Annotated in this window: 12 protein-coding genes; all 12 read left to right on the top strand. The window is 66.9% G+C overall.

The window, feature by feature from the left end; translation table 11 throughout:
• Positions 1-3: 3 nt before the first annotated feature.
• The 12 genes from murC (at position 4) to ACE37B_RS02925 (ending at position 13,980) form a co-directional block, all read left to right on the top strand.
• On the top strand, positions 4-1,461 hold the full coding sequence (gene murC, locus ACE37B_RS02980; RefSeq protein WP_409921792.1) for a UDP-N-acetylmuramate--L-alanine ligase: 1,458 nt from the start codon (positions 4-6) through the stop codon (positions 1,459-1,461).
• Positions 1,442-2,422 (top strand): UDP-N-acetylmuramate dehydrogenase, encoded by a 981-nt coding sequence (gene murB / locus ACE37B_RS02975; protein WP_409921791.1) that lies wholly within the window; start codon positions 1,442-1,444, stop codon positions 2,420-2,422. Before murC ends, murB begins: the two co-directional genes overlap by 20 nt.
• Before the next feature lie 155 nt (positions 2,423-2,577).
• Entirely contained in the window at positions 2,578-3,642 is a 1,065-nt protein-coding gene (locus ACE37B_RS02970; RefSeq protein WP_409921790.1) for a cell division protein FtsQ/DivIB, read from the top strand.
• A gap of 146 nt (positions 3,643-3,788) precedes the next feature.
• Complete coding sequence (ftsZ, locus tag ACE37B_RS02965; RefSeq protein WP_409921789.1) at positions 3,789-4,898, top strand: cell division protein FtsZ; 1,110 nt, start codon at positions 3,789-3,791, stop codon at positions 4,896-4,898.
• An 18-nt stretch (positions 4,899-4,916) separates the two neighbouring features.
• Positions 4,917-5,618: a polyphenol oxidase family protein gene (locus tag ACE37B_RS02960; protein WP_409921788.1), complete on the top strand. Its 702-nt coding sequence runs from the start codon at positions 4,917-4,919 to the stop codon at positions 5,616-5,618.
• Complete coding sequence (locus tag ACE37B_RS02955) at positions 5,615-6,307, top strand: YggS family pyridoxal phosphate-dependent enzyme (protein ID WP_409921787.1); 693 nt, start codon at positions 5,615-5,617, stop codon at positions 6,305-6,307. Before ACE37B_RS02960 ends, ACE37B_RS02955 begins: the two co-directional genes overlap by 4 nt.
• A gap of 65 nt (positions 6,308-6,372) precedes the next feature.
• The gene (locus ACE37B_RS02950) at positions 6,373-6,996 is read left to right on the top strand and encodes a cell division protein SepF (protein ID WP_409921786.1); all 624 of its coding nucleotides are present in this window, start codon (positions 6,373-6,375) and stop codon (positions 6,994-6,996) included.
• Positions 6,997-7,132: 136 nt separating this feature from the next.
• A complete protein-coding gene (locus tag ACE37B_RS02945) occupies positions 7,133-8,110 on the top strand; it encodes a DivIVA domain-containing protein (protein ID WP_409921785.1) in 978 nt (325 codons plus the stop codon).
• 104 nt (positions 8,111-8,214) lie between these two features.
• Positions 8,215-11,391, top strand: a complete 3,177-nt coding sequence (gene ileS, locus ACE37B_RS02940) for an isoleucine--tRNA ligase (protein WP_409921784.1) — start codon at positions 8,215-8,217, stop codon at positions 11,389-11,391.
• Between the two features lie 89 nt (positions 11,392-11,480).
• Positions 11,481-12,413 carry a TraR/DksA family transcriptional regulator gene (locus ACE37B_RS02935; RefSeq protein WP_409921783.1) on the top strand — a complete coding sequence of 311 codons (933 nt, stop codon included), beginning with the start codon at positions 11,481-11,483 and terminating at the stop codon, positions 12,411-12,413.
• 44 nt (positions 12,414-12,457) lie between these two features.
• Entirely contained in the window at positions 12,458-13,054 is a 597-nt protein-coding gene (lspA, locus tag ACE37B_RS02930) for a signal peptidase II (RefSeq protein ID WP_409921782.1), read from the top strand.
• A complete protein-coding gene (locus tag ACE37B_RS02925; RefSeq protein ID WP_409921781.1) occupies positions 13,051-13,980 on the top strand; it encodes an RluA family pseudouridine synthase in 930 nt (309 codons plus the stop codon). Before lspA ends, ACE37B_RS02925 begins: the two co-directional genes overlap by 4 nt.
• Positions 13,981-14,004 lie beyond the last annotated feature (24 nt).

Here is a 14,004-nt window from a genome sequence, read left to right as displayed (position 1 = left end):
CCCGTGAGCCCCCCACTCGACGACGTCGTCGGCCTTGTGTCCGCAGCACCGCGGGCGGCGCCGAGCGCGCCGCTCGACCTGTCGATCCCGCACCGTTTGCACGTCGTCGGCGTTGGCGGGCCGGGCATGAGTGCGATCGCTATCGCACTCGCCGAGATGGGACACGATGTCTCGGGCTCGGACCTGCGCGAGAGCCCGGTGCTCGAACGCGTTCGGGCTGCCGGGGTCGCCGTCCACATCGGACACGACCGTGAGTTGGTGCACGGCGTCGACGCCGTCACCGCTTCGACGGCCATTCCGGCGCGCAACATCGAACTGGACGAAGCTCGTGACCGAGGCGTCCCCGCGCTGCGACGCGCCGGAATGCTGGCCTCGATCTGTGCGCGCGCGAAGTCGTTGGCCGTCGCCGGCACGCACGGCAAGACGACCACCACGTCCATGCTCATGCTGATGCTGGCCGAAGCGGGGTTGCGGCCGAGCTTCGTCGTCGGCGGCGACGTGACCGACGTCGGCACCGGCGCACAGTGGACCGGTGGCGAATGGCTCGTCGTCGAAGCCGATGAGAGTGACGGCACGCATCTCGAGCTCCCGCTGCACGGCGCCATCTTGACCAATGTCGAGGTGGACCATCTCGACCACTACGGCTCGTTCGATTCGATCGTGGCGAGCTTCGACGATTTCCTCGCGCAGGTGCCGGGACCCAAGGTGGTGTCGGCCGATGACCCGGCAGCGGCATCGCTCGCGTTCCGGCACGGCGCAACCACCTTCGGCTTCTCCGAGCACGCGGACGTGCGGGCCGTGGACGTTCGCAGCGAGCACGGCACCACCGTGTTCGGTGTCGAGCGTCGTGATGCGAACGGCGCAGTCGTCGAACTCGGTCGCGTCTCGTTGCCGATGCGTGGCGACTACAACGTGCTCAACGCCGTCGGCGCACTCGCGATGGCGCTCGAGGTCGGTGTCGACATCGCCGACGTCATCGCATCGCTCGCCAAGTTCGGCGGTGTCGCTCGCCGCTTCGACATTCGTGGAGCCGACGGCGGAGCGACGTTCGTCGACGACTACGCCCACCTCCCTTCGGAGATCCGTGCGGTCCTGTCGGGTGCCCGGCACGGTGGCGACGAATGGCGACGCGTGATCGCCGTGTTCCAACCGAATCGGTACAACCGCATCGCCGAGATCTGGAACGACTACGGCGACGCATTCGGCGACGCGGACGTCGTCGTGCTCACCGACATCTATCCTTCGGGCACGACGCCGATCCCCGGTGTCACCGGCAAGCTCATCGTCAACGCCGTCACGGCTGAGCGTCCTGACCAACGCGTCGTGTGGTTGCCTCGGCGCGACGACCTCGTCTCGTTCATCTCTGCCGAAGCGCGTGATGGCGACGTCGTGGTGTCGATGGGCTGCGGCGACATCGCCTCGTTCCCGTCGGAGGTGCTCGATGCACGTGCTCGACGGTGAACGCCCTGCGTCGGAGCGGCGCGGTGCGGGCGACGTCGCCGCGCGCGCGTTGGGCGCGCTCGCCGAACGCGACGTGTCGCTCGCGCCGTTCACGACGTACAAAGTGGGTGGCGCGGCCGAGGTGTTCGTCCGCGCCCGGTCGATCGACGACCTCGACCTGGTGGCTGACGCCGCTGCGGCGTCAGCGCTGCCCGTCCTGGTCGTCGGTCGCGGTTCGAACCTGTTGGTGAGCGATGTCGGGTTCGCGGGAATCGCGGTGTCGATCACCGAGATCAACGAGATCGCCGATCAGATCGACATCGATTCCGACAGTTCGCAGGTGGTGGCCGGCAGCGGTGTCCTGCTCCCGGTGCTCGCACGCCGAACCGTTGCAGCTGGCTTGACCGGCTTCGAATGGGCGGTCGGTGTGCCCGGGACCGTCGGTGGCGCCGTCAAGATGAACGCCGGCGGGCACGGCTCCGACATGTCCGCCGCCCTCGTCGACGTGGTCCTGTGGGACCTCGCCGGCGCCGCCGGAGAGCGAAGTCGGACCCTTCCCGCTGATCGCCTCGGGCTCCGATTCCGCGCGAGCGAACTTCCGGATTCGGCCGTGGTGCTCACGGCACGGCTGCAACTCGCGCCGGGTGATCGTGAGGCAGGTGAACGCGAACTTTCCGACATCGTCGCGTGGCGTCGAGCGAACCAGCCGGGCGGACAGAACGCTGGCTCGGTGTTCGTCAACCCCGTCCCTGGCGAAGTCAGTGCCGGTGCGCTCATCGACTCGATCGGCTTGCGGGGCCACCGTGTCGGTACGGCGTGCGTGTCGGCCAAGCACGCCAACTTCATCCAGGCCGACCCCGACGGCTGCGCCGCCGACGTGGTGGCGGTGATGCGCGAGGTGCGCGCCCGGGTGCTCGCCGAGACCGGCTTCGCCCTCCGCAGCGAGATTCGACTGGTCGGATTCGAGGCGCTGTGGGACTGAGATCGAGACGGGCAGCGAAACAGGCCGCGCGCGCAGCAGCCGACGACGACGCTCGCGACGAGTTCAGCGACGTCCGCATCATCGGCCCCGCTGATCGGGGCGGCCGCGACGCTTCAGCAGATGATGTGTCAACGGGCGACGCGTCAGCGGATGACATGGCCGAGTCGTTCGACGAAGCCGCCAGCGACGACACGGGTGAGATGCCCGACGATCTGGTGCTCGACGAACTGTCGAAAGCGTTCTCGCCCGACCGGCCCGGATCCGCTGAGCGCCCCGAACCGTCGCGGCGAGGCGTCACCACGATCTCGATCGCAGGCGACGACCTCCCCGATGCGGTCTACCTCGACGAAGAACTCGACAGCGCTGCCGGCACCGTCTTCATCGACGACGACGGCCAAGGCGATGCGATCCTCCCCCAGGAGGCCGGCAAGGCGGCGATCGAGCCTCGCTTGCGTCAACGACGCATCGGTGTCCGTCGCCAGGAGAGCCGTCGGCGACTCAAATGGGTGGCGCTCGGTGCGCTGGTGCTCGCCGTCGTGGTGGCGATCCTGGCCGTTCTCGGCTCCGGGTTGTTCGCCGTCGACGACGTCACGGTGTCGGGGCAGCAGTATGCCGATACCGACGCCGTGCAAGAGGTGGTCGACGATCTCCTCGGCACGCCGACGCTGCTCGTCGACACGGCGAACGCCGAACGGCGCCTCGAGGAGATCGCCTGGGTCGAGTCCGCTCGGGTCCGTACCGATTTCCCGAACTCGGCATCGATCGAGTTGCGCGAGCGGGTGCCACTCGCGACCATGCGCGGGTTCGACGAGCGTTACCGGATTCTCGATCGCGAAGGGCGGGTCCTGGCGATCGAAGACGGTGAGCCGGTCGCTCCGGTACTCATCTCCGGTCCCGGCACCCTCGACCTCGAGGTCGGCCAGTTCGCGGACGTCGGCTATGCGGCTGCGGCGAACCTCGTGACGAAGTTGACCCAGGAAGTTCGGTCTCGGCTGGTCTCGATCTCCGCCACCGCTGACGGGGCCGACATCCGACTCAACCTCACCAATCAGTTGCTCAACGGTGAACCTGCTCCGAACATCGAGGTCCGCCTCGGAGCGGCCATCGCAGATAGTGCGCAGTTCGAACGTCTGGTTCGCCTCGAGCGAGTGCTGGACGATGTCAACGGTCAAGCGATCACCGTCATCGACGTGTCGACACAACAGGCGACGCAACGCTGATGGGGCGCCGAGCCGCTAGCGTCCCTCAACGGCGCGGAAAGACCTGACAGAATGCGCACACAACCACGTCTCCGAACGAGACGGCTGATCGGATGCGAGAACGCGATGCACACACAGCACACTCAACCCAGCGAGGGGATCGACTGATGGTCGGCATGCCACAGAACTATCTCGCGGTGATCAAGGTCGTCGGCGTGGGCGGCGGCGGCGTGAACGCTGTGAATCGGATGATCGACGCCGGGCTCAAGGGTGTCGAGTTCATCGCCGTCAACACCGATGCGCAAGCACTGCTCATGAGTGACGCTGACGTGAAGCTCGACATCGGGCGTGACCTGACCCGAGGCCTCGGCGCGGGGAGCGACCCTGAAGTCGGGCGCGAAGCAGCGGAATCGCATCGCGACGAGATCGAAGAGATGGTCCGCGGCGCCGACATGGTGTTCATCACCGCGGGCGAGGGCGGCGGCACGGGCACCGGTGCGGCGCCAGTGATCGCTGAGATCTCCCGCGAAGCCGGAGCCTTGACGATCGGCGTGGTCACCCGCCCGTTCTCGTTCGAAGGGCGCCGCCGCTCGGTGCAGGCCGACAACGGTGTGCAGCGTCTCAAGGAGAAGGTCGACACGCTGATCGTCATCCCCAACGATCGCTTGCTCACGGTCGCGAACGACAAGACCAGTGTCCTCAACGCCTTCAAGATGGCCGACGAGGTGCTGCTGCAAGGCGTATCGGGTATCACCGGGCTGATCACCACGCCGGGCCTGATCAACACCGACTTCGCCGACGTGAAGGCCGTGCTGAAAGATGCAGGCACGGCGCTCATGGGCATCGGCCAGGCCAGCGGTGACGAACGCGCCGTGTCCGCAGCCAAAGCGGCGATCTCGTCGCCGCTGCTCGAGTCGGCGATCGACGGGGCGCGCGGCGTGCTGTTGAACATCACCGGCCCGTCGAGCATGGGATTGTTCGAGATGAACGCGGCGGCCGAGATCATCCACGGCGTCGCGCACCAGGATGCGTTGATCATCTTCGGCACGGTCATCGACGACGAGATGGGCGACGAAGTGCGCGTCACCGTGATCTCGGCAGGCTTCGACCGCGCCGACGGGCCGTCGTACAACGCGCCCTCTTCGAGCTCGTCGGCCAACGTCGATCAACCTCGCACCTCGCCGACGCGCATCACCGAGTTGTTCGGTAACACCGACGACGCCGACCCGCTCGTCGACGACGACGACGATTTCGACGTCCCGTCGTTCCTCAAGTGAGTCGTCGCTGATCTCGTCGTGGTGCTGACGCTCGTCGACCGAGTCGTCGATCGGCGCCGGTTGCGGATCGTGACCTCCGAACGCAGTGACGGTGACGTCCACCCGATACGCACGGCGCCAGATCTGCTGCGCGACCGGCACGTGGCGATCACCGGCGCACCGTGGTGGATGGTCGACCAGGTGCACGGCACCGCGTCGGCCGACATCGACCGCCCGGCGCTGCTCGACGACCCCGTCGTGGCGGGCATCGCCGACATCCAGTCGACCGACGCGCTTGGCGCGCACGTTGCGATGTGGGCTGCCGACTGTGCGGTCGTCGTGCTGATGTCGGGCTCGGGTCGCCTCATCGCGGTGCACGCGGGCTGGCGCGGGCTTGCGGCCGGGGTGCTCGACGAGGCGGTCCGGCGCGCCGACAGCACACCGATCGTCGCCGCGCTCGGGCCCACGATTCACCCGTGCTGTTACGAGTTCGGTGAAGCGGATCGGAGCAAGGTGGCAGCTGGCGTCGGCGCGTCGGTCGATGCAGTCTCGGGACGGACGAAGGCAGGATCGTCGGCGCTCGACGTGCCGGCCGCAGTCAGCGCCGGGCTTCGTCGTCACGGGATCGAACTGGACGTGCTCGGGCCGTGCACCGGTTGCGACGAGCGTTGGTTCTCGCATCGGGTTCGACGCGATACCGGGCGTCATGCGACCATCGGCTGGATGGAGCTCGCGCCGTGACCCCCGACGATGGAGCTGGCCAACCCGACACGAACGCAGCGTCGATCCTGCGGCGACTGCACCAGGTGCGCGAACGTATCGACGCCGTCGAGCGCAGCTGGACACATCCGGTCGAGATCCTCGCCGTCACGAAGGGGTTCGGCCCGGAGATCGTCCGGCATGCGGTCGACGCCGGCGCGGCGGCGATCGGGGAGAACTATGCGCAGGAGTTGCTGTCGAAGGCCGACACGATCGATTCGCTCGGCGACCGCCGACCGCGCGTCGAGTTCATCGGCCGACTCCAGACGAACAAGGTCCGACACCTCGCAGGGGTCGTCGACGTCTGGGCGAGCGTCGACCGACAACGGCTCATCGAAGAAATCGCGTCACGCTCGCCGGGTTCCGCGATCGTGATCCAGGTGAACACGACCGGGGAGGAACACAAGGGCGGATGTGCTCCCGCTGACGTCGGCGCGCTCGTCGACGCCGCCCGGTCGGCGGGTCTCGACGTGCGCGGGTTGCTGACCGTCGGACCGACCGACCGACCAGCCGACGCTGCCCGTCCGGGGTTCGGCCTGCTGCGCCGATCGGTCGACGAGCACGGCCTCACGACCTGCTCGATGGGCATGAGCGCGGACCTCGACGTCGCCGTCGCGGAGGGCTCGACGCAGGTCCGAATCGGCACCGCGTTGTTCGGCCCGCGAGGCTGACCTGCCATGGCCGTCCACCGATCTACGCCAGCGTGCGGCTAACATCCGGCGCTCAGGAGGAACCAATGTCACTCTGGAAACGGACCATGGACTACCTGGGTCTCGGTCCCGACGATGCGTACGACGATTACGACGGTTACGACGAGCCGGAGCCCCCGGCTCGTCAGATGCGCGCCCAGCGTGACACCGAACCCGCCGATGCGCACGGACAACGAGGCGGACGCGGCGGTTGGGAGCCCGAGGGCGAACCGACCGTGCGGACCGTTGCGCCTCGACCGAGCTTCCCCTCGAAGGACTTCGACGCCTCGGCCGCCCGCCGCCAGCCGGCACGCCAGCAGGGGCCTCGCAGCACTGCCGACGACAGCGGGGTGCAGGTGCGCCCGAGCCAGCCCGAGCCCCCATCGCCACAACCGCAGCTTCGCAGCATCCCAGGAGGAGCCATGGAGCCCCACACCGTTCGCCCCCGCCGTTTCGACCAGGCGCAAGAAGTCGCCGACGCGTTCAAGAGCGGCACGCCGGTGATCATGAACCTCGAAGGAACCGAGCGCGACGTGGCGCGACGTCTGATCGACTTTGCGAGCGGGATCTGTTACGCATTGGACGGAACGATGGAGAAGGTGGCGACGGGTGTGTATCTGCTCAAGCCATCGGCGGCCCGACCTCAGCGTTTCGACGGATACGACGACTGACCGAAACCACTGACCGAAACCACTGACCGAAACCACTGACCGAGCCGACTGACCGACACGGCGGTCGCCATCTCACGGCCCCGCCAGCTCGAGCCCGACCCGCAGAGCCCGACCCGGAAAGAACGTAGGAACAGCAATGGACATCAGCCCACAGCGAGTTCGCACCGCAGAATTCAGAACCATCAAGAAGGGTCTGGATCCGGACGAGGTCCGTACGTTCCTCGCTGAGGTCGCCAACGAACTCGAACGCGCGCAGAACCAGTCGACGGCGATGGAAGCACGTGCGCGTGCCGCCGTGGCCCGCTTGCAGGAGATCTCCGAGGCGACGCCACCGGCTCCCGAACCAGCGCCGCAGCCGGCGCCGGTCGAGACCCCGAGCCCGAGCCCGAGCGCTGAGGTGACGCCATCGATCGACCAGGCCGAGACGATCAGTCGTACGCTGCTGCTCGCCCAACGAACCGCCGACACTGCGATCGCCGAAGCCGAAGCCGAAGCACGCCGGATCACCGCCACGGCCGACGAGGAAGCGAATCGGACGCTCGAGAGCACGCGTGAGATGTCAGCTCGCCTGCTCGACGAAGCGCGTGACGAGGCCCGTCGGACCGGCGAGGCCGAACGCATCCGTGTGGAGAGCGAAGTCAACGCTCTGCTCGCTCGGCGTGACTTTCTCGAATCGGACGTCGATCATCTGCAGACGTTCCTGGTCGACGAGCGCAGTCGGCTCCGCGATGCGGCGACGTCGATCATGGACCTGGTCGAACGCGTTCCTGGCGGTCTCGGCGAGGTTCGGCGTCCGCTGCTGTCGGCGTCAGATGATCTCGGAACGTCGTCGCCCGCCTCGGGCACCACGCACACCTCGGCAGACGCGCATACCGAAGAGATGCCGCTCGTCGGGCGCGACGGAGCCGAGACGCCGAGAGGGATCGAGAGCGCGGAGGCGGCGCCGCTCGTCGACGACGAGCGAGACGATCCGCTCGACGACGACCACGACGATCACGACGATGCGCCAGCGGAACAGCCCATGCCGGGCGTGGTCGACACCGGCCAACTGATCATCCAGACCGACATCTCCGACGACGGCCCTACCGGCTTCTCCTACGACGACGGCCGCTAGAGCGGCGCCCGGAGACGTTGACGGTGCCAGCGGCCGATTGCGGCTGGTGATCCGGTCCACACCGTCGGCCCGGCGCGCCGACCGCGTCGCTAGCCTTGGCGGACGTGCCATACCCGAACGTCGAATCGCAGCCGGACTTCCCCGATCTGGAACGCGCCATCCTCGAACGCTGGGAGCGCGACGACACGTTCGTCGCGTCGGTGGAGCAGCGTGAGGCTGGCGACAACGGTGACAACGAGTTCGTGTTCTACGACGGGCCGCCGTTCGCCAACGGGTTGCCGCACTACGGCCATTTGCTGACCGGCTACGTCAAAGATGCGATCCCGCGGTATCAGACGATGCGTGGGCGCCGCGTCGAGCGCCGATTCGGCTGGGACTGTCACGGACTCCCCGCCGAGGTGAAAGCCGAGCAGGAACTGGGTATCTCCGGCCACCCGGAGATCACTGCGTTCGGCATCGACAAGTTCAACGAGGCGTGCCGCACGAGCGTGCTGCAGTACACCGACGACTGGCGGAGCTACGTGACACGTCAGGCCCGATGGGTCGACTTCGACAACGACTACAAGACTCTCGACCTCTCCTACATGGAGAGTGTGATGTGGGCGTTCAAGACCCTGTTCGACAAGGGCTTGATCTATGAGGGCTACCGGGTGCTCGCGTACTGCTGGCGCTGCGAGACGCCGCTGTCGAACACCGAGACCCGGATGGACGACACCTACCGCGACCGACAGGACCCGGCGCTCACCGTGGCATTCGAGCTCGAGACCGGCGAGAAGCTCGTCGCCTGGACGACCACGCCGTGGACGCTGCCGTCGAATCTCGCACTCGCGGTCGGCCCCGACTTCGACTACGTGGCCGTCGAGTTGAACGGCAGCCGCTACATCGTCGCCGAGGCGCTCCTCGGCAACTACGCGGCCGAGTTGGGTGAGGGCAACGTGGTGGCCACCATGAAGGGCTCCGAACTCGTCGGGCGCCGGTACACGCCGCTGTTCGACTACTTCGCCGACACCGAGCAGTACGGCACGCAGGAGGCGTTCCAGGTGATCGCGGCCGACTTCGTGTCGGTCGACGACGGCACCGGCATCGTGCACATGGCGCCGGGGTTCGGTGAAGACGACCAGGTCGCCTGCAACGCCGTCGGTATCCCGACCCTGTGTCCGATGGACGAGCACGGTCGGTACACGGCTGAGGTCCGCGATTGGGTGGGCACGCACGTCTTCGACGCCAACCCCGACGTGATCCGATCGCTCAAGGCGCGCGGCGGCACCGTCATCCGCCACGCCACCTACGACCACTCCTACCCGCACTGCTGGCGCTGTGCCGAGCCGTTGGTGTATCGAGCCGTCTCGTCGTGGTTCGTCGAGGTCACCAAGTTCCGTGACCGGATGGTCGAACTCAACCAGGAGATCACCTGGCAGCCGGCGCACATCAAGGACGGCAGTTTCGGCAAGTGGATCGCGAACGCACGCGACTGGTCGATCAGCCGCAACCGGTTCTGGGGCTCGCCGATTCCCGTCTGGCGCTCCGACGACCCGACGTATCCGCGTCTCGACGTGTACGGATCGATCGAACAGCTCGAAGCGGACTTCGGCGTGTCGGTCGCCGACCTGCATCGCCCCACGGTCGACGACCTCGTGCGCCCGAACCCCGACGACCCCACCGGTCGCTCGATGATGCGACGCGTCCCGGAAGTGCTCGACTGCTGGTTCGAGTCGGGGTCGATGCCGTTCGCCCAGGTGCACTATCCGTTCGAGAACACCGAGTGGTTCGAGCATCACCATCCCGGCGACTTCATCGTCGAATACATCGGCCAGACCCGCGGGTGGTTCTACACGCTGCACGTGTTGGCCACGGCGCTGTTCGATCGCCCCGCGTTCTCGTCGTGCGTGAGCCACGGCATCGTGCTCGGTGACGACGGACAGAAGATGTCGAAGTCGCTCAACAACTATCCCGATCCGGGCGAGATGTTCGATCGTCACGGGGCCGACGCGATGCGCTGGCACCTGCTGTCGTCGCCGATCCTGCGGGGGAGCGACGGGATGGTGACCGAAGCCGGGATGCGCGAGACCGTGCGCCACGTGCTCCTGCCGCTGTGGAACTCGTGGTACTTCCTCACGCTGTATGCCAACGCTGCTGGCCACCACGGAGTGGTTCGCATCGACTCGGCGAACGTGCTCGATCGCTATGTGCTGGCAAAGACCCGTGATCTGGTCGCCGACATGACCGAGTCGATGGACGGCTACGACCTGTTCGCCGCCTGTCAGCACGTTCGCGACTACCTCGACGTGCTGACGAACTGGTACGTCCGCCGGAGCCGGTCGCGCTTCTGGGAAGGCGATGCCGACGCCATCGACACGCTCCACACGGTGCTCTCGGTTTTCACACGCCTGACGGCGCCGTTGCTTCCGCTGATCTCCGAGGCCATCGCGGACGGACTGCACGGTCGGGAGACGAGCGGGGACGACGCGTCCCGCAACGGAGCGGTCGACAGCGTGCATCTCGCCGACTGGCCGACGGTCGACGAACTGCCGGCCGATGATGAGCTGGTCGCCTCGATGGACCTGGCGCGCGACGTGTGTTCTTCGAGTCTGTCTGTACGTAAGGCACATCAGCGGCGTGTGCGGCTTCCGCTCAACTCGCTGACGGTGGCGTCTCCTGACGCTGAACGTCTCGGAGCGTTCGTCGATCTCATCGCCGACGAGATCAACGTCCGCCACGTCGAACTCACCACAGATCTCGGCTCGGTGGCGACCGAAGAACTCAAACTCGTCCCGGCCAAGCTCGGCCCCCGGCTCGGCGGTGACGTCCAGCAGGTGATCCGGGCGCACAAGCAGGGTGACTGGTCGGTCGAGGGTGACGGTGACGACCGCGTGGTCGTCGTGGGTGGCATCCGCCTCGAAGCGGGGGAGTACACCTTGGAACAGGTGGCTTCCGACGATCAGGCCAGCACCGGACTCGGCAGCCACGCCGGCGTGGTCGCGCTCGACATCGTGGTGACGCCCGAACTCGAAGTCGAAGGCCGCGCCCGCGATCTGATTCGCCTCGTGCAGCAAGCTCGACGCGACGCCGACCTGCACGTATCGGACCGCATCGAACTGTCGGTGACGGCCAACCCGGCCTGGCTGGAGTCGCTCGCAGCTCACCGAGATCTCGTCATGGCCGAGACACTGACGGAGACCTTGATCGAAACACCGGTCGAGACACCGGGCGCCGCGCACGGTGACACGACGGCGGCTGGCGACGATGCGACGCCGGTGATCGCTGTCCGCGCGCTGACCTGACCGCGTCCGAACCCCTGGTCTTTGCGCTAGAGTCCGGCGCTCACACCGCCGACCAGAGCCGTCGTTTCGACGGTTGCGAAGGAGTGCACATGGCCGCAGCGAAGAAGTCAGCACCGGCAAAGAAGGTCGCGAGCAAGAAATCGGCGGCCACGACGACAGCGAAGAAGTCCGCGGCCACGACGACGGTGAAGAAGTCTGCGAGCACGAGCGCATCGGCCAAGAAGACGGTGGCCAAGAAATCGGCATCGGTAGCCAAGACGAGTAGTGCGAAAGCGTCGGCCTCCGCAGCGACCAAGAAGACCGCAGCGACCAAGAAGACCGCAGCGACCAAGAAGACCGCGGCGACCAAGAAGACCGCGGCGACCAAGAAGACCGCAGCGACCAAGAAGACCGCAGCGACCAAGAAGACCGCGGCGACCAAGAAGACCGCAGCGACCACCACATCCACGACGAAGAAGAAGGCAGCAGCAGCAAAGGTGCCAGACAAGCCAGCGGCGACCAAGAAGATCGCCACCCTGAAGCAGCCCGCCGCGAAACCCGCCGCCAAGCGGGCGAGCGCTCCGGGTCTCCTCTCCAACGATCGCCCCGAGGTCGTCGAGATTCCACCTCCCCGAGGTACCAGCAAGGACGGCATCACCTACACCAAGGACTTCGACGTGAAGTTCCTCAAGGCGCAGCGCGAGGAACTCATTGCTCGTCGCGAATCCGAACTCAAGCGAGCGGTACGCCTCGAAGACGAGGCCGAGAGCTTGATCGAAGACGGTGAGATGGGCGACGTGCAGTTCGACGACGAAGGTGGCGAAGGCGACACGATGGTCGTGCAGCGCGACCTCGACCGCGTGCTGTCGAGTCAGGCGCGACAGACCGTCGAGGAGATCGACGCGGCGCTCTTGCGGATCGAACAGGGCACCTACGGCTACTCGGAGATCTCCGGTCAGCCGATCCCGCGGGAGCGTCTCGAGGCGCTCCCGGAGACCACCGTGCTCGCCGCGGAGAAGGTCAGCGGTATCGCTCGACGCTGAGTGCGGTTTCGCATCTGGCTCGACCCATCGTTCGAACTCCGCTCATGAACCCCGTTCGCGCCTGGCGCGGTCCTGTCCTTCTGGCGATCGTCATCGTCGCGCTCGATCAGTTGACGAAGCACTGGGCGCTGAACGAACTGGCCGACGGGCGCGACATCCACGTCATCTGGACCTTGCAGTTCAATCTCGCCTTCAACAGCGGGATGGCATTCAGTGCTGCACAGGGCTTCGGTCCGGTCATCGCCGTGGTGGCGACCATCGTGATCGTCTGGCTGTTGATCGCGCTCCGCGGCGTCGGCGGACGACTGGCCACGTTCGGGATGGGCTGCGTGATCGGTGGGGCTGCCGGGAACCTGGTCGATCGCATGTTCCGCGGGGACGCGTGGTTGCGCGGGGCAGTCGTCGATTTCATCGACTTCCAGTGGTTCCCGATCTTCAACATCGCCGACATGGCGATCAACTTCGGCGCCGGCGCGCTCATCCTCAACGCCGTGCTCACCTCACGCCGCGAGAACGCCGAGATCGCAGCGAGCCCCCAGGCCGACGCTCCGACGGAGGAGCCGGCCGACGCGTCGACGGATGGGCCAGCCGATTCGTCGACGGATGGGCCAGCCGACGCGTCGACGGAGGGGTCGACGTGACCTCGCCTCGGATCGTGGAGGAAGTGCCAGCGGCGCTCGCGGGGGAGCGGCTCGATCGCATCGTGGCGTTGATCGGCGACATCAGTCGTTCCGATGCTGCTGCGGCGATCTCCAGTGGCGGCGTCACCGTCGATGGGGCATCGGCTCGATCGGGCAAGGTCCGCCTCGAACTGGGACAACTGGTCATGGTCGACCCGACCACGTTTCCGCAGATCGAGTTGCCCACCGGCGACTCGTCGGTCGAGTTCGACGTGGTCCACGAGGACGAGCACGTGATCGTGGTCGACAAGCCGCCTGGTCTCGTGGTGCACCCCGGTGCCGGCAACTCGTCCGGGACCCTGGCCAACGGCCTGCTCGCCCGGTACCCCGATCTCGAACACGTCGGTGATCGGATGCGCCCCGGGATCGTTCATCGTCTCGATGCCGGAAGCTCAGGGCTGCTCGTGGTAGCACGAACCAACGAAGCCACCGACCGGCTGATCGAGCAGTTCGCCGATCACAGCGCCACCCGCGTGTATGACGCCGTGGTCTGGGGCGTTCCCGAGGCGCCCCACGGGATCATCGACGCGCCGCTCGGTCGAAGTCGGAGCGATCCGCTCAGGATGGCGGTGGTCGCCGACGGTCGACCCTCGCGGACCGACTACCGCGTCGTCGGGACGTACTCCTCGCCAGCGACCGTGTCGCGTCTGGAATGCCGTCTCGAGACTGGTCGAACCCATCAGATCCGGGTCCATCTGTCGTCGATCAACCACCCGCTCGTCGGCGACCCGACCTATGGCCAGCGGCGAGCGGCCCTCGGGCTCGACCGACCGTTTCTGCACGCAGCCGAACTGCAGTTCGAGCATCCTGGAACCGGTGAGCGAGTGACGTTTCGCAGCCCGCTCGCACCCGACCTTCAACAGTGGCTCGACGCAGCCTCCGTGTGACCGCCGGTACGCGCGTGGGTGTTC

Origin of the sequence: Ilumatobacter sp. (genome assembly GCF_046290335.1) — a bacterium.
In the GTDB taxonomy this organism is placed as follows: domain Bacteria; phylum Actinomycetota; class Acidimicrobiia; order Acidimicrobiales; family Ilumatobacteraceae; genus Ilumatobacter_A.
The sequence above is the reverse complement of the archived record's forward strand: the minus strand, read 5'-3'. Positions and strand labels throughout refer to the sequence as shown.